This window comes from Streptomyces sp. NPDC002156, from assembly GCF_053593675.1.
Genome location: NZ_JBSFDA010000121.1, coordinates 1 through 22,925, shown reverse-complemented (window position 1 = coordinate 22,925; position 22,925 = coordinate 1). Strand labels below are relative to the sequence as shown.

The window sequence follows — 22,925 nt, the reverse complement described above, 5'->3', positions numbered from 1 at the left end:
TTGGCGGCTGCGGGTGCGTTGTGGCTTGTCGCGCAGTTCCCCGCGCCCCTTTGGGGCGCGTTTTCCTCCCCTCTCTTTTCAAGATCGAGGTAAGTCATGTCTTCGTCGTCTCGTCCGAGTAGACGTGTTGTTCTTGCCGGGGCCGCTGCTGTTGGTGCGCTCTCCGCCGTGTCGGTGTCCGGTACGGCTGCCCAGGCAGCAGTTGCTGCTCCCGCTTACCGGTGGCGTACCGCCGTCATCGGGGGTACCGGGTTTGTCACCGGGGTGTTGTTCCATCCCTCAGTTCGTGGGCTTGCCTACGCCCGTACCGACATCGGCGGGGCCTATCGGTGGGACGAGCGGGCCGCCCGTTGGACCCCGCTCACCGATCACCTCGGGTGGGACGACTGGAATCTGCTCGGGGTGGAGGCCATCGCCGTCGATCCGGCGCACCCCGATCGGGTGTACCTCTCCCTCGGTGCCTATGCCCAGTCCTGGGCCGGGAACGGGGCCGTTCTGCGGTCCGAGGACCGGGGAGCGACCTGGGCGCGTACCGATCTGGGTGTGAAGCTCGGGGCCAACGAGGACGGGCGGGGGGCCGGTGAGCGGCTGCTCGTCGATCCGCGGGACAGCGACACCCTGTGGCTGGGGACCCGGCACGACGGGCTGCTCAAGTCGACGGATCGGGGCGCTACTTGGGCAGCCGACAGTGCCTTCCCGGCCGCTCCGAGCGCCAGTGGCCAGGGCGTCACCTTCCTGGTCTCCGTCGGTCGTGCCGTCTACGCCGGGTGGGGCGACGGCGACGGGACCGCTGGTACGGCCAACCTGTACCGCACCTCCGACGGCACGACCTGGGAAGCCGTGCCCGGGCAGCCCGTCGGCGCCACCTCCGCCAAGGTCCCGATCCGCGCCGCCTACGACAGGCACACCCGCGACCTGTACGTGACGTACGGCAACGCGCCCGGGCCCAACGGCCAGTCCGACGGCAGCGTGCACAAGCTGCGCACCACGACGGGCAGTTGGACGGATGTGACCCCGGTCAAGCCGGGCGGGACCACCGCCGACGGCTCCGCCGACACCTTCGCCTATGGCGGAGTCGCCGTCGACGCCTGCCGGGCCGGCACCGTCGTCGTCTCCACCAACAACCGCTGGGCCGACATCGACACCCTGTTCCGCTCCACGGACGGCGGCCGTACCTGGACGTCCCTCAAGGACGCTGCTGTGTTCGACGTGTCCGAGACTCCTTTCCTCAAGTGGGGTGGTGACAAGCCGAAGTTCGGCTGGTGGATCCAGGCGCTCGCGCTGGACCCGTACGACTCGCGGCACCTTGTGTACGGGACCGGCGCGACCCTCTACGGCACCCGTGACCTCAAGCACTGGGCCCCGCAGATCCGTGGCCTGGAGGAGACGTCCGTGCGCCAGCTGATCTCGCCCCCGGTCGGGGAGGCGCACCTGCTCAGCGGACTCGGGGACATCGGCGTGATGTACCACGAGCGGCTCACGGCGTCTCCGTCGCGCGGCATGGCGTCGAACCCCGTGTTCGGGTCGGCGACGGGACTCGCCCAGGCCGCGGCCAAGCCGTCGTACGTCGTCCGGGCAGGGTGGGGCGACAACGGCAACGGTGCCTTCTCGAACGACGGCGGGCGGAGCTGGGCGCCCTTCGCTGCCCAGCCCGACATCGCCAAGAACGCACCGGGGCCGATCGCCACCAACGCCGACGGCAGCGTGCTGCTGTGGACCTTCGTGCACTGGGACGGCACGAAGTACCCAGCCCACCGCTCCACGGACAACGGCACGACCTGGTCCGAGATCTCCTCCATTCCGAAGGGCGCCACGCCGGTCGCCGACCCGGCCGACCCGACGCTCTTCTACGCGTACGACACCGACACAGGAACGCTATACGCCAGCACTGACAGTGGCCTCTCGTTCACTGCCCGTGCGGGCGGGCTGCCCTCCGGTGACAGCCAGTTCGAGCTGGTCGCGGCGCCCGGCAGGTCCGGTGACCTGTGGCTGAGCGTCAAGTGGAACGGGCTCCACCGGTCCACCGACGGCGGCGTCACCTTCACCAAGGTCGCCAGTTGCTGGGCCTCGTACACCCTCGGGTTCGGTCGGGCCGCGGAGGGCGCCGCCTACCCGGCGATCTACATGGTCGGCTCCACCGAGGCCATCACCGCCGTCTACCGTTCCGACGACGAGGCGAAGACCTGGACGCGGATCAACGACGACGCCCATCAGTGGGGCTGGACCGGTGAGGTGATCACCGGCGACCCGCGCATCTACGGCCGCGTGTACCTCGCCACCAACGGGCGCGGCATCCAGTACGGGGAGCCCGTCTGATGCCCAGCCTCAGCGATGCCACCCGGGGGCGGATCCTCTTCGGCGGCGACTACAACCCCGAGCAGTGGCCCGAGGAGACCTGGCCCGAGGACGTCCGGCTGATGAAGGACGCCGGCGTCAACTCCGTCACCCTCGGCGTCTTCTCCTGGGCGAAGCTCGAACCCCGGCCCGGGGCACGGGAGTTCGGCTGGCTGGACCGGTTGATGGACCTGATGCACGACAACGGCATCGGCGTCGTCCTCGCCACGCCCACCTCCTCGCCACCGCCCTGGATGGGCCGGCTGCACCCCGAAACCCTGCCCGTCGCCGAGGACGGCCGGATCGAATGGTGGGGCGGGCGCCAGCACTTCGCGCACTCCAGCGCCACCTACCGTCGCTACGCCGCCGCCATCACCGAGGACCTCGCCGCCCGCTACGGCGGCCACCCCGCCCTCACCATGTGGCACATCAACAACGAGTACTGCACCTACGACTGGGGCGACGAGTCGGCCGCCGCCTTCCGCCGCTGGCTCCAGGGCAAGTACGGGACCCTGGACGCCCTCAACACCGCCTGGGGCACGGCCTTCTGGAGCCAGGGGTACGGCGACTGGGACGAGATCCTGCCGCCGCGCCTCCCGCACTACATGCGGAACCCGACCCAGGTACTGGACTTCAAACGCTTCACGTCCGACGCCCTCCTGGAGTGCTACCTCGCGGAACGCGACATCGTCCGCCGCCACACCCCGCACCTCCCGGTCACCACCAACTTCATGCCGATGTGGGTGGGCCAGGACGCCTGGCGCTGGGTCCAGGAGGAGGACCTTGTCTCCGTCGACCTCTACCCCGACCCGCGCGACCCGCTCGGCGCCCAACAGGCCGCGCTCGTGCAGGACATGACGCGTTCGCAGGCACGCGGCCCGTGGATGCTGATGGAACAGGCGGCCGGTCCGGTCAACTGGCGGGGCGTCAACCACCCCAAGCCGCGCGGCCTCAACCGCCTCTGGTCGCTCCAGGCGGTGGCACGCGGCGCCGACGCCGTCTGCTACTTCCAGTGGCGCCAGTCCCGCCAGGGCGCCGAGAAGTTCCACTCCGGCATGGTCAGCCACGCGGGTGAGCACGGCCGGACCTTCCAGGAGGTCAAGCAGCTCGGCGCCGAACTCGCCGCCATCGGCGCTGAGGTGACGGACAGTCATACCGCCAACGACATCGCCGTTCTCCACGACTGGCACGCCTGGTGGGGAGGCGCCCAGGACGGGCGGCTCTCCTCCGAGGTGGACTACCCGCAGGTCGTACGGGCCTGGCACCGGGCCCTGTGGGAAGCACACCTCGCGACGGACTTCGCCCACCCCGAGCACGACCTGTCGGCCTACCGGCTCGTCGTCGTACCGCAGTTGTACCTGCTCACGGACATGGCGATCGACAACCTCCTGGCCTACGTACGCGGCGGCGGCACCCTCGTCTGCGGCTTCCTGACCGGAGTCGCCGACGAGGACGACCGGGTACGCCCCGGCGGCATGGACGAGCGGCTGCGCGAGCTGTTCGGGCTGCGCACCCTGCACGAGTGGTGGCCGCTGGACGCGGGGGAGAGCGTCGAAGTCGACGGATTCCGGGGTCAGTTGTGGTCCGAGGAGCTGGAGGCCGACGACGCCGACCAGGTCACCCCGTACAAGGGCGGCGAACTCGACGGGCTGCCGGCGGTGCTGCGCAAGGGGCGTGCCTGGTACGTCTCCACGCTCCCCGAGCCCGACGCGCTCCGGGATCTCCTCGCCCGGATCGGCGCGGGCGCGGGCGTCCGGCCGGTGCTGGAGGCCCTGCCCGACAGGGTCGAGGCGGTCCGGCGCGGTGAGCTGCTCTTCCTCCTCAACCACGGCACCGACCCGGTGACCGTCCAAGTTCCCGGTGTGCACGGAGATTTGCTGACCGCTGACACCGTCACAGACGCGGTCCAACTCGGCCGGTACGGAGTGGCGGTGCTGAAGCCATGACCGGCGGACCCGTTCACGGAACCTGGGAGCCGCTCCCTGCCGTCCGCTGGGAGGACGGCTATCTGAGCGGCAACGGCTGCCACGGCGCTCTGGTGTTCGGCGACGCGGACAACGACCGGGTCGTCGTCACGCACCACACCCTCGTCCGCCCGAACGGCAGCGAGCACGCGCGGCCACCGCGGCTGGCGGACCAACTGGCCGACCTCCAGGACCGGTTGCTGGCCGGGGACACCACGGCCGCCGAGAGCTTCACCGATGGGCGGGAGCTGCAATGGGTGCAGCCCTTCCATCCGGCGTTCCAGGTGCGGCTGCGCGGAGGAGGCCCGGCGGGGGACCGACGGGACTACCGCCGGGCCGTCGACTTCACCACCGGGATCGTCGAGGCCGGGTGCGAGGGCTGGCGCAGCCGGGTCTTCGTGTCCCGCGCGGACGACGTCGTCGTCCAGTACGTCAGCGGAGGATCCGGCGACCCCGGCGGTCCGGGTCTCACCCTCGACATCGACCTCGACCACCGACTCCCGGGCGCCCCGGCCGAGTTGGGCGTAGGCCAGAGCGTGGTGCGCACCCCCGAGGGCGCCCTGCTCACGCTCCGCGCCCGCTACCCCGACAGCGACCGCGCGTACACCGGCGTGACCCTCGTCGTCCCCACCGGCGGCGCTACGACCCTCACCCCGCCCGGCGTCCGGGTCGAGGGCGCGGAGTCCGTGCTGCTGCTGACGCGAGTCGTCCGGCACGTCGGCGAACTGGACACGGCGGACGTCGCCCACGCCCTACGTGAGCTGCTCCCGGACGCGGACGACGAACAGCCGCCGAGCAGGCAGACGTACGACCGTCTCCTCGCCCGCCACACCCCCCTCCACCGCACCGCCTACGACCGCGTCACCCTCGACCTCGCCGCCGACGAAGCCGAACGTGCCCTGTCCGGCGCCGAGTTGCTCACCCGCACCAAGAGCCCGGCCCTCCTGGAACGTCTCTTCGCCGCCGGCCGCTACCACCTGCTCTCCGCCAGCGGGATGCTCCCGCCCCGCCTGGTCGGCCTGTGGACCGGAGACTGGGACACGGCGTGGGCGGGCGCGTTCACCAACGACGCCAACGTCAACCTCCAGACCGCATCGGCCGCGCCCGGCGCCCTCCCCGAAGTCACGGAAGCCCTCGCCTCCCTGATCCATGGTCAACTCGACGACTGGCGCGAGAACGCCCGCACCGTCTTCGGCACGCGAGGCGTCATGGCACCCGCGCACACCGACGGCGAGTCCGGGCTGACGTACCACTTCAGCCGCGAATATCCGCTGCACCTCTGGACGGCCGGCGCCGACTGGCTGCTCAAGCCGCTCGTCGACCACGACGAGACCCGCGGTGAGCAGGACGCGCGCACCGCACACGCTCTCGCCGAAGTCGCCCTGTTCTACGAGGACTTCCTCACGCGCACCGACGCCGACGGCCACCTCGTCGTCGTCCCCTCGTACTCGCCCGAGAACCGTCCGGCGAACGCGAGCTGGGGCGCGATCAACGCGGCGATGGACCTCTCGGCGGCCCGGCACGCCCTGCTCACCGCAGCCAAGTACCACCCGGAACGGGCGGATCACTGGCGGGCGTTGGCCGACCGTCTCCCGCCCCACCGGATCAACGCCGACGGAGCCCTCGCCGAATGGGCCTGGCCAGGCTTGGACGACACCTACGACCACCGCCACCTCAGCCACCTCTACGGTGTCTGGCCCCTCGACGAGATCAATCCGTACGACACCCCGGACCTCGCCACCGCCGCGTACCGCGCCCTCCAACTCCGGGGCGCCGAGAACGACTCGGCCCACGGGCACCTCCACCACGCCCTGATCGCGGCCCGCCTCCGCGACGGCGAACGGGTCACCCAGGCCCTCGGCCAGGTGCTCGACGGCGACTTCTTCCACGCCTCCCTGATGAGCGCGCACTACCCGGAACGGGACGTCTACAACGCGGACGCCGCGCACACCCTGCCCGCCGTGCTGATCGAGGCGCTCATCCAGTCGACCCCCGACCGGCTGGTCCTCCTGCCCGCGCTCCCGGCGGCCTGCCCCACCGGTCAACTTCGGGGCGTACGCACGCGGTTCGGCGCGGAGGTGGACCTCGACTGGGGACCGGGGCGGGGCCGGGCTGTCGTACGCCCCACCCGAACGCACCGCATCGACCTCAGGACTTCCTCCGGCGCACGCACGCTCGACCTCGTCGCCGGAGAAGACCGCGTCCTCGATCTGGGGCCGCGGTAACCGCACCGAGGAACAGCGCAGCAGACAACAGCACACAACCCCCCACCACCCGCATCTCCCCCCACCCATGGAAGGAACGGAACCCCATGGCAACACGCACCCGCACCCGTACTCGCACCCTGAGCCGCCGGGTCACCAAGGCCCTGCTGGCCCCCGCTCTCGCGCTCGGCGCCACCATCGGTCTCGCCTCCGCCCCCGCCTCGGCCGCCGTCTGGAACTCCTGCGACCAGTGGGGCAACACCTCGCTGAACGGCTACACCCTCTACAACAACATCTGGGGCTCCGGCGCCGGCAGTCAGTGCATCTGGGCCAACTCCGGTACCAACTGGGGTGTCTGGGCCAACCACCCGAACACCGGCGGCATCAAGTCGTACCCCAACTCCAAGAAGGTGATCAACAAGACGATCACCTCGCTCGGCTCGCTCTCCAGCAGCTACAACGTCACCGTCCCGTCGTCCGGCGCGTACAACACGTCGTACGACATCTGGGACACCGACTACGACTACGAGATCATGCTCTGGGTCAACTACAACGGCGCCGTCGGTCCGTTGGGCACCTCGCAGGGCAACGTGACCCTGGGCGGCCACACTTGGACCGTCTACAAGGGCAACAACGGCGCCAACGAGGTCTTCTCGTTCCTGCGCACCTCGGACTCCACCTCCGGCACCGTCAACGTCCTGCCGATCCTCAAGTGGATCAAGGACACCAAGGGCTGGTTCGGCAACGAGACCATCGGTGACGTGCAGTTCGGGTTCGAGATCACCTCGTCCTCCGGTGGTCTGGACTTCGCCACCAACAACCTGACCGTCAGCAGCAGCTGACGATCCGACAGGGGTCGGGGGCGGCCGCGCCGTTCAGGCGCGGTCGACCTCGGCCCGCAGCGCGTTGTAGTCGGCGAAGGCCGCCTCGACATCGGCCTTGGTCAGGCCGTAACGGGCCAGGTCGTAGCGGTGGGGGCGGCTGCCCCTGAGGTGGGTGGCGACCGTGGGGAGCCGTGCCGCGTCCGCGTCGGTCCAGCGGGCGCCGACGGCCCCGTACAGCTTCGGGGCGCCCGCGGCGGGGTCGGTGCCGAGCCAGGAGTACGGCACGTCCACCACCGCCTCGCGCGGGAACCCGTCCCGGGCCGCGAGCCCGCGCCGCACGGAGCGGCTCAGCAGGTCGAGCCAGGTCGCGCCGAGGGCGTGCAGGTCGATCCTGCGCCGGGAGATGGCCATCCCGCACTCGACCAGACTGCAGAACGAGGCGACGGCGGTCACCGGGTCGCGGTGCGTCCACACGAGCGTGGCGTCGGGAAACACACGGAGCAGGGCGTCCAGATTCCCCGTGTGCATAGGGGACTTGAGGATCCAGCGACGCCGAGGCCGGCCGTACTGGAGCACCTGGAAGCACTCCTTGAGATGGCGGTAGTCGGGGACGAAGTCCCGCGTGAACTGCTGGGCGTGGTACTCGGGCAGCCGGGCCTGGGACAGCGGCACCAGGGCGTGCGGCAGGAGAAAGGTGTCCTCCTCGGGGCCCTCGGCGGTCATGGGATGGATCTCGCGGAAGCGCGGGGAGAGCAGATACGTCCCGTCGAGCGTCCGCCGCGCGGCCGTGACCGCCTTCTTCCGCTCACGGACCGACGGTTCGAGCCCGGGGGCGAGCAGCTCCCACAGCCGGGGGCACCGATGCTCGCCGGAGAGGGACAGCACGCCATGGGTGAGCGTGGTGGCGGTACGCGGGAGCCCGACCACGAACACCGGCTTCTCGACGGGTTCTTGGGCGATCGCTGGGTTCGCGGCGATCAACCGCCGGATCCGGGCCCGGTTGGTGAGATGCCTGCGCACATGGGCCTGCGCGGACTGCCACCCGACCGGCGACAGGTCTTCATCGGCCGCCCACTCACGCAGCAGCGGCCGTAATCCGTCCACGAACCACTCGTCCCCGTCCGTCCACCCCGCCTTCCCGACGATCCGCTCGAAGACCCGGTCAGGATCGCGCCGAGAACCGAACGCGGGCCGCAGCAGCAGATTGGCCAGCGTGAGGGGGAGGTTGGTGCCAGACACGGGCGGGGTTCCTTTCCGCAGGGGACAGAGGAAACGTACCGAACGAGTGCGCGCCCCAAAGGGGCGCGGGGAACTGCGCGACAAGCCACGAAGCACCCGCACCCGCCCCTGAACCCCCTGCCCCACTACCCTGCGATCGGAAGGCTCGCCCCATCCCGCAAAAACACCGGAATACGATCCAGCGGCGCGTCCACAGTCACAGCCGCCCCACCCTCATACACCTCACCCGTCCACGCATCCGTCCAGACAACTCCCGCCGGAAGATACGCAGTACGGGCCGTAGCGCCCGCAGTAAGCACAGGCGCGACCAACACATCAGGCCCGAAGAGATACGAGTCGTCGACCGACCAGGCCGCTGGATCGTCCGGGAACTCCAGGAACAGCGGCCGCATCACCGGCAACCCCTCCTCGTGCGCCTCCCGCATGACCCGCAGCACATACGGCTTCAGACGCTCACGCAGACGCACGTACCGCTCCAGAATCGCGCCCGCCTCCTCCCCGTACGACCACACCTCGTTGGGCCCGCCGGTCATGTCGGGCCCCAACGGCATACCCGGATCACGGAACCCATGCAGCCGCATCAGCGGCGAGAACGCGCCGAACTGGAACCAGCGGACCATGACTTCGCGGTACGCGGGATCGTCCGGGTCGCCGCCGTGGAAGCCGCCGATGTCGGTGTTCCACCAGGGGATGCCGGACAGGGCGGTGTTGAGACCGGCCGCGATCTGGCGGCGCAGGGTCGGGAAGTCGACGCCGATGTCACCGGACCACAGGGCGGCGCCGTACCGCTGACTGCCGGCCCACGCCGAGCGGTTGAGGCTGATCACCTCGTCCTCGCCGGAGGCGATCAGGCCCTCGTAGAACGTGCGGGCGTTCTCGACCGGGTACAGGTTGCCGACCTCCAGGCCGGGGCCCGCCCAGTACCGCAGGTTCTCCGGGAAGCCCGGCTTCAGCTCCGGCTCGCACGCGTCCAGCCAGAAGGCCGTGATGCCGTACGGGGCAAGGTAGTTGTCGCGGATCCTCGACCAGAGGAACTCGCGTGCCTCCGGGTTCGTGGCGTCGTAGAAGGCGACCTGGACGGTGGACGCGACACCCTTGTCCGGCCAGTCGGCGTGCGCCATCGGGCCGTACTGCGTACCGATGAAGTAGCCGCGCTGCTCCATGAGTTCGTGGTTCTCGGAGAGCGGCGACACCGAAGGCCACACGGAGACGACGAGTTTGACGCCCATCTCCGCCAACTCCGCGACCATGGCGGCCGGGTCGGGCCACTCGGCCGGGTCGAACTTCCAGTCGCCCAGATGCGTCCAGTGGAAGAAGTCGCACACGATGGCCCGCAGCGGCAGCCCGCGCCGCTTGTACTCCCGTGCCACGCCCAGGAGTTCGTCCTGGGTGCGGTAGCGCAGCTTGCACTGCCAGAAGCCCGCCGCCCACTCGGGCAGCATCGGCGTACGGCCCGTCACCGCGCTGTAGCGCCGCTGGGCGTCGGCCGGCTGCCCGGCGGTGATCCAGTAGTCGATCTGCCGGGCCGAATCCGCCACCCAGCGCGTCCCGTTGCCCGCCAGCTCCACCCGCCCGATCGCCGGGCTGTTCCACAGCAGCGTGTAGCCACGGCTGGAGGTGAGCACCGGCACGGACACCTCGGCGTTGCGCTGCACCAGGTCCAGCACGACACCCTTCTGGTCGAACAGGCCGTGCTGGTGCTGGCCGAGGCCGTACAGCTTCTCGTCCTCGTAGGCGGCGAACCGCTGCTCAAGGCGGTGGTAGCCGTTGCCGACGGCCGTGTAGAGACGCGAGCCCGGCCACCAGAAGTGCGCCCGCTCCTCGGCGAGCAGCTCGGCCGAGTCGTCGGTCCGCAGGAACCGGATCAGACCCTCGGCGCTCACCTCGACGGTCAGCGCTCCGACGGTCAACTGTCCCTGCCCGTCCTCGATCTTGACGGTGTACGCCGTCGACGGCGGCTCGTCGAGCAGGGCACCCGGCAGCCCCTCCAGGACCGGCCCGCCGAGCCGTGTCCTGACCCGGACCGCGTCCGGACCCCAGGGCTCGATCCGTACGGTCTCCTGACGGCCGCTCCACTCCAGCGCACCGTCCCGCTCACGGAACGTGCCGACGGTGGGGGAGGACTGCGCGAGGCTGACCGCGCCTGACGGGGGCGGGGTTTCGGCGGGCTGGTTCACGTGGCGGCTCCTGAAGGAAGGAGTGAGGGAGTGGTTGTGGGGGACCCCGGCGCGGCTCTCGCGGGCCGGACCGGGACAGGCAGGGGTCTCCAACGCCCGTCGAACAGCCGGGCGTTGGACGAAGAGAGGGAGAGAGAGACAGTCGGTTGTGGTGGAGTGGCCGGGGGGTTCAGGAAGTGGCTGGAGCCGGCGCCGGCCCCGTACTGGCCCGCACCGTCAACTCGGGTGCGATCAGCGCGACTTCGTCGCCACCGCTTCCTTCGAGCTTCGCGATCAGCAGTTCCACCGCGCGCCGCCCCATCTCCTGCGCGGGAATGGCGACGGACGTCAGCCGCACCGAGGCCTGGGTGGCGACCTGGTCGGGGCAGACGGCGATGACCGACACGTCCTCCGGCACCGCCCGCCCCTGCTGGCGCAGCAGCGCGAGCAGCGGCTCGACCGCCGACTCGTTCTGCACGACGAACCCCGTGGTGCCCGGCCGTTCGTCGAAGATCCGGGCCAGGGTCACGGTCATCGCGTCGTACCCGCCCTCGCACGGCCGGTGCAGCACCCGCACCCCCAACTCCCGTGACCGGGACCGGAGTCCGTCGAGCGTGCGCTCGGCGAAACCGGTGTGCCGTTCGTAGACCGCGGGCGCCTCGCCGATGACAGCGATGTCACGGTGACCGAGCTTCGCCAGATGCTCGGCGCACAGTGCTCCCGTGGCCCCGAAGTCGAGGTCGACGCAGGTCAGCCCCTCGGTGGCGGCCGGCAGGCCGATCAGCACGGACGGCTGGTCCGTGCCGCGCAGCAACGGCAGCCGCTCGTCGTCGAGTTCGACGTCCATCAGGATCATCGCGTCGGCGAGCCCGCTGCCGGTGACCCGGCGCACGGCGTCGGGGCCCTCCTCGCCGGTGAGCAGCAGGACGTCGTACCCATGCGTGCGGGCGTTGGTGGCGACCGCTATGGCGATCTCCATCATCACCGGCACGTACATGTCCGTTCGCAACGGGACCATCAGAGCGATGATGTTGGAACGGCTGCTCGCCAGCGCTCGGGCGCCCGCGTTCGGGTGGTAGCCGAGCTGTTGGATGCTCTGCTCGACCCGCTGCCGGGTGCCCGCGGAGATGGACCGCTTGCCGCTGAGGACATAGCTCACCGTGCTCGCCGAGACTCCGGCGTGCTGGGCGACCTCGGCGAGGGTGACCATCCAGCTCTCCAAGCATTGTGTGAAGCGCTTCGACAGTGCGCGTAACGGATAACGGTGACGGATACCGGCGAGTGAGGGTGGAACGACAGTAACCCCACCGGGGGTGGGTGTCCATATGTTGTCGAAGCGCTTCGACAAGGTTTCTCGGGGCTTCCTCGGATCTTTCTCGGCCGGCGTGGCAACTTTCCCACCCGCCGGCGGCCACTGAGGAGTGCTCCGCGAATCGTCGCCCGGAAGGACCCCCATGCAACACCGCAGACCGCGCCTCTCGAAGAAGGCGAAAACCTTCGCCTCCGCCCTGGTCGCCCTCGCGGCCGCCGCCGGCGTCACTGTCGCGCAGGCGGGCGAGTCGAGCAAGAAGTGCGTGGCCTTCGACACCGTCACGCTCGGCAAGTACTACGTCAACAACAACCTCTGGAACCAGGAGAAGGCCGTCGGCTCCCAGTGCGTCTGGGACAACTCCCGGTCCGGCTCCACCATCTCCTGGGGCACGAACTACAGCTGGGCCAACAGTGCCACCGGCAAGGACTACGACGTCAAGACGTACGCCAGTTCGGTCCTCGGCTGGCACTGGGGCTGGAAGATCGACAAGGCCGCCACCCAGCTGCCGATCCGCGTCGGCGACCGCAAGCCCGTGAAGACCACCTGGGACTTCACGGTCAGCTCGAACCCGGGCGTCATGAACGTCGCCTACGACCTGTGGCTGCACAACAAGAACACCGCGGACTGGCAGGACCAGCCCACCGACGAGATCATGATCTGGCTCAACCGCCAGGGCGGCGCGGGCCCCCTCGGCACCAAGACCGCGAGCGTCAGCCTCGGCGGCGCGATGTGGGACATCTACGAGGGCGACATCGGCTGGAAGGTCCACTCCTTCGTCCGCCGCGCCAACACCACCAAGGCCACCCTCAACCTCGACGACTTCACCCAGGCCCTGGTCCGCCGCAAGCTGCTCACCAACGACAAGTACGTCTCCGGCATCGAGGCAGGCACCGAGGTCTTCAAGGGCACGGGCCGGCTGGACACCAAGGCCTACTCGGTCGACATCGGCTGACGGGGCAGCTGAAGGGCTGGTGTGAAAGCGCCGGGCGGCCGCGCGAGGACTGGTGAGGTCGCCCGTAATCGGGTACCAACGATCGAGTAGCACCGATCAGTAACGTACGGTCCTCAAGATCCCGATTCGCGGCGAGGTGTGCCTCATGTCCGCAAGCCCAGTCAAGCCCTCAGCCCAGCCCTCAGCCCAGCCCTCGGCCAAACCCACCGTCACCGAGCGGGAAGCCCGCCAGGTGGCGGAGGCCGCCCGGGAACAGGGCTGGCGAAAGCCCAGCTTCGCCAAGGAACTGTTCCTCGGCCGCTTCCGGCTCGACCTCATCCACCCGCACCCGCTCCCGCCCACCGAGGACGCGCAGCGCGGCGACGAGTTCCTCGCCAAGCTGCGCGACTTCTGCGAGACGAAGATCGACGCGGCCCGCATCGAACGCGAGGCACAGATTCCCGACGAGGTCGTCAACGGGCTCAAGGAGCTGGGCGCCCTCGGGATGAAGATCGACACGAAGTACGGCGGCCTCGGCCTCACCCAGGTGTACTACAACAAGGCCCTCGCCCTGGTCGGCTCCGCGAACCCGGCGCTCGGCGCGCTGCTCTCCGCCCATCAGTCGATCGGCGTACCGCAGCCGCTGAAATTGTTCGGCACCCAGGAGCAGAAGGACGAGTTCCTGCCGCGCTGCGCCCGCACCGACATCTCCGCGTTCCTGCTCACGGAGCCGGACGTCGGCTCGGACCCGGCGCGGCTCGCCACCAGCGCGGTACCGGACGGCGACGACTACGTCCTGGACGGGGTCAAGCTCTGGACGACCAACGGGGTCGTCGCCGACCTGCTCGTCGTCATGGCCCGCGTCCCGAAGTCCGAGGGCCACAAGGGCGGCATCACCGCGTTCGTCGTCGAGACCGCCTCCGAGGGCGTCACCGTCGAGCACCGCAACGCCTTCATGGGCCTGCGCGGCCTGGAGAACGGCGTTACCCGCTTCCACCAGGTGCGCGTCCCGGCCGCCAACCGGATCGGCCCCGAGGGTTCCGGCCTCAAGATCGCCCTGACGACCCTGAACACGGGCCGGCTGTCGCTGCCCGCGATGTGCGTGGGCGCCGGGAAGTGGTGCCTGAAGATCGCCCGGGAGTGGTCGGGCGTACGGGAGCAGTGGGGCAAGCCGGTCGCGCTGCACGAGGCGGTCGGCGCGAAGATCAGCTTCATCGCGGCCACCACCTTCGCCCTCGAAGCCGTACTGGACCTCTCCTCCCAGATGGCCGACGAGAACCGCAACGACATCCGTATCGAGGCCGCCCTCGCCAAGCTGTACGGCTCCGAGATGGCCTGGCTGATGGCCGACGAGCTCGTCCAGATCCGCGGCGGACGCGGCTTCGAGACCGCCGAGTCGCTCGCGGCCCGCGGGGAACGGGCGGTCCCCGCCGAACAGGTGCTGCGCGACCTCCGCATCAACCGCATCTTCGAGGGCTCGACGGAGATCATGCATCTGCTGATCGCGCGCGAGGCGGTCGACGCCCATCTGTCGGTCGCGGGCGACCTCATCGACCCGGACAAGTCGCTGTCGGACAAGGCGAAGGCGGGCGCGAACGCCGGTGTCTTCTACGCCAAGTGGCTGCCGAAGCTCGTCACGGGCGCGGGCCAACGTCCGGGAGCGTACGGGGAGTTCAAGCACGAGGTCGACCTCTCGCCGCACCTTCGGTACGTCGAGCGCAGTGCCCGCAAGCTGGCCCGCTCCACCTTCTACGCCATGTCCCGCTGGCAGGGCCGGATGGAGACCAAGCAGGGCTTCCTCGGCCGGATCGTCGACATCGGCGCCGAACTGTTCGCGATGAGCGCGGCCTGCGTACGGGCCGAACTCCTGCGCGCCCAGGGTGAGAACGGCCGCGAGGCCTACCAACTCGCCGACGCCTTCTGCCGGCAGGCCCGCGTCCGCGTCGAGGAACTCTTCGGCCGACTGTGGACCAACACCGACGACGTCGACCGCGCGGTGGTCAAGGGCGTCCTCGCCGGCACGTACACCTGGCTGGAGGAGGGCGTCGTCGACCTCTCGGGGGAGGGCCCCTGGATCGCGGACGCCACACCCGGCCCGGCGAAACAGGAGAACGTCCACCGTCCCATCCGCTGATATTTTCCCGGGAATTCACTGTCGTCCCCGGCGTCATTCTGTTGCTTGCCACACCGAAGAGGCACGTCAACAATGAAAAGAATGGCGAACGGGGACGGCAACATATGCGCCAAGGTGCAGGAAAAAAGATCGGTGAGGAATTCGGTCATGGATTTCCGGGTCTGCTGACGCACGCCCGTCGGCAGCTCGTCGAAGCAGATCTCGTAGGGGCACTACGGACGGTACGCAACGAGGTGCTGCCCCTCGCGGAGAAGCTGCGCGCGACCCAGCCGGACACCCTCGACCGGCACCGGGACGAGCTGGCGGTCCTCCTGAACGACTGCGCGCTCGCCGTGGTCGACGGCGAACCGAGGGCTCCGCTGCCCACCTTCGACCCGCCGTTCGTGAGGCGGATCGACATCCGGGACGTCGACGATCTCCTCGACACCGGACGGCCGGGCGAACGGCCCGTGATCCAACAACTCTTCCGCGGCGCGACGGAGTACGTGAAGGACCCCGTACTGCGCGAAGTGATCAGAGCGAATCAGCAGGGCGTCCATATTCTCCAGCGGGCCAACCACTGGATCAGCATGCTGACGGACGCCGTTTAGCAAGGTAAAGCTCGTTGTAGTGGGGGTAATTCTCGTGCCGGCTCTCGGACTCGACAACATCACCGGCCGCATCATGCGGGCCGGCGAGGGGCGGGTGCTGCGCAGGCTGCAGCGCACCGCCGAACAGGTGGCATCCCTCGAAGAGGACTTCGAGTCCATGACCGACGAGGAACTGGCGGCCGTGACCCCGGAGTTGAAGGATCGCCACACCGCCGGCGCGAGCCTCGACGAGTTGCTCCCCGAGGCCTTCGCCGCCATGCGCGAGGCCGCCCGGCGCACCCTCGGCATGCGTCACTTCGACGTCCAGGTGATGGGCGGCGCGGCCCTGCACGAGGGCAACATCGCCGAGATGCACACCGGCGAGGGCAAGACCCTGGTCGCGACCCTCCCCGCCTATCTGAACGCCTTGTCGGGCAAGGGAGTTCACCTGGTCACCGTCAACGACTACCTGGCCCGGCGCGACGCCGAGTGGATGGGCCGGGCGTACGCGTTCATGGGCCTGACGGTCGGTGTGGTCCGCTCGGAGTCGACCCCGGCCGAGCGGCGGGCGGCGTACGCCTGCGACATCACGTACGGCACCAACACCGAGTTCGGCTTCGACTATCTGCGCGACAACATGGCCTGGTCGAAGGACGAACTCGTGCAGCGCGGCCACCACTTCGCGATCGTCGACGAGGCCGACTCCATCCTCATCGACGAGGCCCGCACCCCGCTGATCATCTCGGGCCCCGCCGACCAGGCCACCCACTGGTACGAGGCGTTCGCCCGGATCGTGAAGAGCATGCGGGGCACGGCCATCCAGGAGGAGCAGTTCATCAGGCTGGAGGACAAGGAGCGCCTGAAGGAGCTACGGGCGGCCTACGACTACGAGTTCGACCCCAAGAAACGCACGGTCGCGATCCTCGACCGGGGCGTGGAACACGTACAGGACCAGCTGGGCATCGACAGCCTGTACGAGGCCGACCACACCCCTCTCATCGGCCACCTCAACAACGCCCTCAAAGCGAAGGAGTTGTTCCACAAAGACAAGGAGTACGTGGTCATCGACGGTGACGTCATGATCGTCGACGAGCACACGGGCCGTATGCTCGCCGGCCGCCGCTACAACGAGGGGCTGCACCAGGCGATCGAGGCCAAGGAGGGCGTCCGGGTCAAGGAGGAGAACCAGACCCTCGCGACCGTCACCCTCCAGAACTTCTTCCGCCTCTACGACAAGCTCTCCGGCATGACCGGCACCGCGATGACGGAGGCCGCCGAGTTCCACCAGATCTACGACGTCGAAGTCGTCCCCATCCCCACCAACCGCCCGATGGTCCGCACCGACCGGTCCGACCTGATCTACCGCACCGAGGTCGCGAAGTTCGAGGCGGTCGTCGACGACATCGCCGAGAAGCACGAGAAGGGCCAGCCGATCCTGGTCGGCACGACCTCGGTGGAGAAGTCCGAGTACCTCTCGCGCCGGCTGGCCAAGAGGGGCATCCGGCACGCGGTCCTCAACGCCAAGCAGCACGACCGCGAGGCCACGATCGTCGCCCAGGCCGGCCGCAGGGGCGCGGTCACGGTCGCCACCAACATGGCCGGACGCGGTACGGACATCATGCTCGGCGGCAACCCGGAGGCGCTGGCGGCGGCCGAGCTGCCCGAGGACGCGAGCCCCGAGGACCGCCAAGCGGTACTCGACCGCGTCGCCGCCGAACGCCAGGAGGTCACCGACCTGGGCGGCCTCTACGTCCTCGGCACCGAACGCCATGACTCCCGCCGCATCGACAACCAGCTCCGCGGCCGCTCCGGCCGCCAGGGCGACCCCGGCGAGTCCCGCTTCTACCTCTCCCTCCAGGACGACCTGATGCGCCTGTTCCAGGCCCAGCTGGTCGACCGGGTGATGTCGGCGGCCAACCTCCCCGAGGACGTCCCCATCGAGAACAAGGTCGTCACCCGGGCCGTCGCCTCGGCCCAGGCCCAGATCGAACGACAGCACTTCGAGTCCCGCAAGGACGTACTGAAGTTCGACGAGGTCCTGAACCGCCAGCGCACGCTCATCTACGCCGAGCGCCGCCGCGTCCTGGAGGGCGGTGACCTGCGCGAACAGCTCCAGCACTTCATGGACGACACCGTCCGGGCGTACGTACGCCAGGAGACGAGCGAGGGCTTCCCGGAGGAATGGGACATGGACAGGCTGTGGGGCGCGCTACGCCAGCTCTACCCGGCGAAACTGACGGTGGAGGACCTGGAGGACGAGGTGGACGGCCTCGCCAACCTCACCGCAGACCACCTGGCCGACGCGATAGTGGCGGACATCCACGCCCGCTACGACGACCGCGAGCGGGAACTGGGCACCGACACGACCCGCGAACTGGAACGCCGCGTAATGCTGTCGGTGTTGGACCGCAAATGGCGCGAGCACCTGTACGAGATGGACTACCTCCGCGACGGCATCGGCCTGCGCTGGACCCTCGGCCGCGAACCGATCGTCGAGTACGAGCGCGAGGGCTACGACATGTTCGGCGCGATGACCGACGCCATCAAGGAGGAGTCGGTCGGCTTCGTCTTCAACCTGGAGATCGAAACGACCCCGACCGACCTACAACCGGACCCCCACCGAACAGAGTCCCTCCACTTCAGCGCCCCGACACTGGACACGGCGGACGGGGTAGTGGAGCGGGATGCGCGCAAGCGCCCCTAAAGGGGCGCGGGGAACTGCGCGACAAGCCCCCACCGGCCGGCAGCCAACGAACTACCTGTCAGCATTTCTTGTCACTGGGATCACTGGTCGTCCACTTGCAGTCATCCACCTTCGACCCGTTCGCTCTGGTCAGAATCGCCGTGTCACTCGTGTTGTTCCACACGTACCAGCTCCGCTTCTGGAACTTGGTCGCAGCCGTGTCCGTCCCCTTCCCGGTACGGACCTTCATCGTCTTGCCGGCACCGATCTTCAGGTTGCCGAACGTGTACTTGTGATTGGCGACGTCCTTCAGGATCCAGCCCTTGAGCGAGATGGACGCCGAGCTGGTGTTCTTGATCTCCACCCACTCCCCGTTCAGGGACGCGTTGGAGCCGTTGTCCGAGCCCGGACTGTCGAACCACACGTGCCGGATGACCACACCCCCGGCCGCCTCGGCCGGAGTGCTGAGAACCGCGCCGGTCAGGGCGACCGCGCCCGCGAGCGCGGGCAGGGCAGTACGTCGGATGCGCATCGAGATCCCCCCAGGATTTCGTCCACGACTGACCGGTCGTCCACCAGTCAGGGCAGAAGTGATATCACATGATCTGTTTGTCGGTTTCACTTATGGACGTTCACCCGAGGGACGCACTGTCCTCACTGCCGGTGGTTGCGGCCACAATGGAGAGATGACCGACAGTCCAGCCCCCCTCGCAGACCCGCACCTCGTCTTCGACCCCGTCGCCGGAGACGGCCCGCGGGATGTGGTGATCCTCGGTTCCACCGGGTCGATCGGCACCCAGGCCATCGATCTCGTGCTGCGCAACCCGGACCGCTTCCGGGTCACCGGGCTCTCCGCCGCCGGCGGCCGGGTCGCGCTCCTCGCCGAGCAGGCGCACCAGCTGCGCGTACGCACGGTCGCGGTCGCCCGCGAGGACGCCGTACCGGCCCTGCGCGAGGCGCTGAGCGAGCGGTACGGCGCAGGGGAGCCGCTCCCCGAGATACTCGCCGGACCGGACGCGGCCACCCACCTCGCCACCGCCGACTGCCACACCGTGCTGAACGGCATCACCGGCTCCATCGGCCTCGCCCCGACCCTCGCCGCCCTGGAGGCGGGCCGCACCCTCGCACTCGCCAACAAGGAGTCGCTCATCGTCGGCGGCCCGCTGGTCAAGGCGCTGGCCAAGCCGGGCCAGATCATCCCGGTCGACTCCGAGCACGCGGCCCTGTTCCAGGCCCTGGCGGCCGGCACCCGGTCCGATGTCCGCAAGCTCGTCGTCACGGCGTCCGGCGGCCCCTTCCGCGGCCGTACGAAGGCACAGTTGGCCGACGTGACGGTCGAGGACGCGCTCGCGCACCCCACCTGGGCGATGGGCCCGGTGATCACGATCAACTCCGCGACCCTCGTCAACAAGGGCCTGGAGGTGATCGAGGCACACCTCCTCTACGACATTCCCTTCGAACGCATTGAGGTGGTCGTGCACCCGCAGTCGTATGTCCACTCGATGGTTGAGTTCACGGACGGATCGACACTGGCGCAGGCCACGCCCCCCGACATGCGCGGCCCCATCGCGATCGGCCTCGGCTGGCCGGAGCGCGTACCGGACGCCGCACCCGCGTTCGACTGGAGCAAGGCGTCGACGTGGGAGTTCTTCCCGCTCGACACCGAGGCGTTCCCGTCGGTCGGCCTCGCCCGGCATGTCGGGCAGCTCGCGGGCACGGCCCCCGCGGTGTTCAATGCGGCGAACGAGGAGTGTGTGGAAGCATTCCGGAGCGGCTCACTGCCGTTCAACGGGATCATGGAGACCGTGACCCAGGTCGTCGAGGAGCACGGCACCCCTCGTACGGGAACTTCCCTGACCGTCGCGGACGTCCTTGAGGCGGAGTCGTGGGCGCGGGCGAGGGCCCGTGAACTGACACGCCAGACAACGGCACAGCAGCAGTCGAAGACACAGCAGACGAAGGCAGAGCAAGCCATGGCGACCGCGGAGGCCCGTGCATGACGACACTGATGATGATTCTCGGCATAGTCGTCTTCGTGATCGGCCTGTTGGTGTCGATCGCCTGGCACGAGCTGGGACATCTCTCCACGGCGAAGCTCTTCGGCATCCGCGTACCGCAGTACATGGTCGGCTTCGGCCCGACGATCTGGTCACGCAAGAAGGGTGAGACCGAGTACGGCATCAAGGCGATCCCGTTCGGCGGCTACATCCGCATGATCGGGATGTTCCCGCCCGGCCCGGACGGCCGCATCGAGGCCCGCTCGACCTCCCCCTGGCGCGTGATGATCGAGGACGCGCGCGCCCAGTCCTTCGAGGAACTGCTGCCAGGCGACGAGAGGCGCCTGTTCTACACGCGCAAGCCGTGGAAACGGGTCATCGTGATGTTCGCGGGCCCGTTCATGAACCTGATCCTCGCGGTGGCCCTGTTCCTGACGGTCCTGATGGGCTTCGGCGTCTCGCAGCAGACCACCAGCGTCAGCTCGGTCTCCCAGTGCGTCATCGCCCAGAGCGAGGGCCGCGACGACTGCCGCAAGACCGACGCGGCCTCCCCGGCCGCCGCGGCCGGCCTCCAGGCGGGCGACAAGATCCTCTCCTTCGGCGGGGTCCAGGTCGACAGCTGGAACAAGCTCTCGGACGAGATCCGCGCCAACCCCGGCAAGGACGTCGCGATCGTCGTCGAACGCAAGGGCGAGCAGGTCACCCTGAACGCGAAGATCGCCACGAACCAGGTCGCGAAGAAGGACTCCAGCGGCCAGATCGTCCAGGGCCAGTACGTCACGGCCGGCTTCCTCGGCTTCAGCGCGGCCACCGGCATCGTCCGCCAGGACTTCGGCGACTCGCTGACCTGGATGGGCGACCGCATGGGCGAGGCCGTCGACTCCATCGCGAGCCTGCCCGGCAAGATCCCCGCCCTGTGGAACGCGGCCTTCGACGGCGGCGAACGCGAGGCGGACTCTCCGATGGGCGTGGTCGGCGCGGCACGCGTGGGCGGCGAGATCTTCACCCTGGACATCCCGCCGACCCAACAACTCGCGATGGCGTTGATGCTGGTGGCGGGCTTCAACCTGTCGCTGTTCCTCTTCAACATGCTCCCGCTGCTGCCGCTCGACGGCGGCCATGTCGCGGGCGCCCTGTGGGAGGCGCTGCGCCGGAACACGGCGAAGGTGCTGAAGCGGCCGGACCCGGGCCCGTTCGACGTGGCGAAGCTGATGCCGGTGGCCTATGTGGTGGCGGGCATCTTCATCTGCTTCACGCTCCTCGTCCTGGTGGCGGACGTGGTTAACCCAGTGCGCATCTCGTAGCCATACGGGGTTCGCGGCGGAGTTTGTGCGGCCGGGCACAGTGGATCGGAACCCACTGTGCCCGGCCGTTCCCCAATGAGTGGGTTTACGTGCGGGATGTGCTCGGGCCTGGGCACGTGCCGTAATCTCGAAGCCTGGAGCCCGCTGTTCACGGGACCGGACCTTGAACCACAACTTGGGGTTGCACAGCAGATGACTGCGATTTCTCTCGGCATGCCGTCCGTTCCGACCAAGCTCGCCGAACGCCGGAAGAGCCGGCAGATCCAGGTCGGTTCGGTGGCCGTGGGCGGAGACGCGCCGGTGTCGGTGCAGTCGATGACGACGACGCGTACGTCGGACATCGGCGCGACGCTTCAGCAGATCGCCGAGCTGACGGCGTCCGGCTGCCAGATCGTGCGGGTGGCGTGCCCGACGCAGGACGACGCGGACGCGCTGGCGACCATCGCGCGCAAGTCGCAGATCCCGGTGATCGCCGACATCCACTTCCAGCCGAAGTACGTGTTCGCCGCGATCGAGGCCGGCTGCGCCGCCGTCCGCGTCAACCCCGGCAACATCAAGCAGTTCGACGACCAGGTCAAGGAGATCGCGCGCGCCGCGAAGGACCACGGCACGCCGATCCGCATCGGCGTCAACGCCGGTTCGCTGGACCGCAGGCTGCTCCAGAAGTACGGCAAGGCGACCCCGGAGGCGCTCGTCGAGTCGGCCCTCTGGGAGGCGTCGCTCTTCGAGGAGCACGACTTCCGGGACATCAAGATCTCCGTGAAGCACAACGACCCGGTGGTCATGGTCAACGCCTACCGCCAGCTGGCAGCGGCCTGCGACTACCCCCTCCACCTGGGCGTGACGGAAGCGGGTCCCGCCTTCCAGGGCACGATCAAGTCGGCGGTCGCCTTCGGCGCGCTCCTGAGCGAGGGCATCGGCGACACGATCCGCGTCTCCCTCTCGGCGCCGCCGGTCGAGGAGATCAAGGTCGGCAACCAGATCCTGGAGTCGCTGAACCTCCGCCAGCGCGGCCTGGAGATCGTGTCGTGTCCGTCGTGCGGGCGGGCCCAGGTCGACGTCTACAAGCTGGCCGAGGAGGTCACGGCGGGCCTGGAGGGCATGGAGGTCCCGCTGCGCGTCGCGGTCATGGGGTGTGTGGTGAACGGCCCCGGCGAGGCGCGTGAGGCCGACCTGGGTGTCGCCTCCGGCAACGGCAAGGGGCAGATCTTCGTGAAGGGCGAGGTCATCAAGACGGTGCCCGAGTCGAAGATCGTGGAGACCCTGATCGAGGA

The 22,925-nt window shown here is 69.1% G+C and carries 14 protein-coding genes and 1 pseudogene; 11 read left to right on the top strand and 4 right to left on the bottom strand.

Going from position 1 to position 22,925, the window contains the following annotated elements:
• Positions 1-96: 96 nt before the first annotated feature.
• The 4 genes from ACWCRB_RS35175 to ACWCRB_RS35160 all read left to right on the top strand — a co-directional run bounded on the left by ACWCRB_RS35175 (position 97) and on the right by ACWCRB_RS35160 (position 7,344).
• A complete protein-coding gene (locus tag ACWCRB_RS35175; RefSeq protein ID WP_450999929.1) occupies positions 97-2,316 on the top strand; it encodes a 1,4-beta-glucanase in 2,220 nt (739 codons plus the stop codon).
• On the top strand, positions 2,316-4,280 hold the full coding sequence (locus ACWCRB_RS35170; RefSeq protein ID WP_450999928.1) for a beta-galactosidase: 1,965 nt from the start codon (positions 2,316-2,318) through the stop codon (positions 4,278-4,280). Before ACWCRB_RS35175 ends, ACWCRB_RS35170 begins: the two co-directional genes overlap by 1 nt.
• The gene (locus tag ACWCRB_RS35165) at positions 4,277-6,523 is read left to right on the top strand and encodes a glycosyl hydrolase family 95 catalytic domain-containing protein (RefSeq protein WP_450999927.1); all 2,247 of its coding nucleotides are present in this window, start codon (positions 4,277-4,279) and stop codon (positions 6,521-6,523) included. The genes ACWCRB_RS35170 and ACWCRB_RS35165 overlap by 4 nt, the downstream gene beginning before the upstream one ends.
• Positions 6,524-6,609: 86 nt before the next feature.
• The gene (locus ACWCRB_RS35160) at positions 6,610-7,344 is read left to right on the top strand and encodes a glycoside hydrolase family 12 protein (RefSeq protein ID WP_450999926.1); all 735 of its coding nucleotides are present in this window, start codon (positions 6,610-6,612) and stop codon (positions 7,342-7,344) included.
• A 33-nt stretch (positions 7,345-7,377) separates the two neighbouring features.
• Here the strand turns inward: ACWCRB_RS35160 and ACWCRB_RS35155 are convergent, their stop codons facing one another.
• The 3 genes from ACWCRB_RS35155 to ACWCRB_RS35145 form a co-directional block, all read right to left on the bottom strand.
• Positions 7,378-8,565: a sulfotransferase family protein gene (locus ACWCRB_RS35155; RefSeq protein ID WP_450999925.1), complete on the bottom strand. Its 1,188-nt coding sequence runs from the start codon at positions 8,563-8,565 to the stop codon at positions 7,378-7,380.
• A 125-nt stretch (positions 8,566-8,690) separates the two neighbouring features.
• Positions 8,691-10,742, bottom strand: a complete 2,052-nt coding sequence (locus tag ACWCRB_RS35150) for a glycoside hydrolase family 31 protein (RefSeq protein ID WP_450999924.1) — start codon at positions 10,740-10,742, stop codon at positions 8,691-8,693.
• A 169-nt stretch (positions 10,743-10,911) separates the two neighbouring features.
• Complete coding sequence (locus tag ACWCRB_RS35145) at positions 10,912-11,931, bottom strand: LacI family DNA-binding transcriptional regulator (RefSeq protein ID WP_235479866.1); 1,020 nt, start codon at positions 11,929-11,931, stop codon at positions 10,912-10,914.
• A 244-nt stretch (positions 11,932-12,175) separates the two neighbouring features.
• Here ACWCRB_RS35145 and ACWCRB_RS35140 point away from each other — a divergent pair, with 244 nt between their 5' ends.
• The 4 genes and pseudogenes from ACWCRB_RS35140 to secA form a co-directional block, all read left to right on the top strand.
• Entirely contained in the window at positions 12,176-12,985 is an 810-nt protein-coding gene (locus tag ACWCRB_RS35140) for a GH12 family glycosyl hydrolase domain-containing protein (protein ID WP_450999923.1), read from the top strand.
• A 145-nt stretch (positions 12,986-13,130) separates the two neighbouring features.
• Positions 13,131-15,098, top strand: a complete 1,968-nt coding sequence (locus ACWCRB_RS35135) for an acyl-CoA dehydrogenase family protein (RefSeq protein WP_450999922.1) — start codon at positions 13,131-13,133, stop codon at positions 15,096-15,098.
• Between the two features lie 104 nt (positions 15,099-15,202).
• Positions 15,203-15,688 (top strand): hypothetical protein, encoded by a 486-nt coding sequence (locus ACWCRB_RS35130; RefSeq protein ID WP_450999921.1) that lies wholly within the window; start codon positions 15,203-15,205, stop codon positions 15,686-15,688.
• A 73-nt stretch (positions 15,689-15,761) separates the two neighbouring features.
• A pseudogene (gene secA / locus ACWCRB_RS35125) lies at positions 15,762-18,245 on the top strand (preprotein translocase subunit SecA); the annotation flags it as partial.
• Positions 18,246-18,429: 184 nt separating this feature from the next.
• Here secA and ACWCRB_RS35120 read toward each other — a convergent pair.
• Positions 18,430-18,882: a lamin tail domain-containing protein gene (locus ACWCRB_RS35120; RefSeq protein WP_450999920.1), complete on the bottom strand. Its 453-nt coding sequence runs from the start codon at positions 18,880-18,882 to the stop codon at positions 18,430-18,432.
• 154 nt (positions 18,883-19,036) lie between these two features.
• Here ACWCRB_RS35120 and dxr point away from each other — a divergent pair, with 154 nt between their 5' ends.
• The 3 genes from dxr to ispG all read left to right on the top strand — a co-directional run.
• Positions 19,037-20,350 (top strand): 1-deoxy-D-xylulose-5-phosphate reductoisomerase, encoded by a 1,314-nt coding sequence (gene dxr / locus ACWCRB_RS35115; RefSeq protein WP_450999919.1) that lies wholly within the window; start codon positions 19,037-19,039, stop codon positions 20,348-20,350.
• An 8-nt stretch (positions 20,351-20,358) separates the two neighbouring features.
• Positions 20,359-21,651 carry a M50 family metallopeptidase gene (locus ACWCRB_RS35110; RefSeq protein ID WP_450999935.1) on the top strand — a complete coding sequence of 431 codons (1,293 nt, stop codon included), beginning with the start codon at positions 20,359-20,361 and terminating at the stop codon, positions 21,649-21,651.
• A 192-nt stretch (positions 21,652-21,843) separates the two neighbouring features.
• The coding region (gene ispG / locus ACWCRB_RS35105; RefSeq protein ID WP_450999918.1) for a flavodoxin-dependent (E)-4-hydroxy-3-methylbut-2-enyl-diphosphate synthase at positions 21,844-22,925 on the top strand (1,082 nt) is incomplete at its 3' end.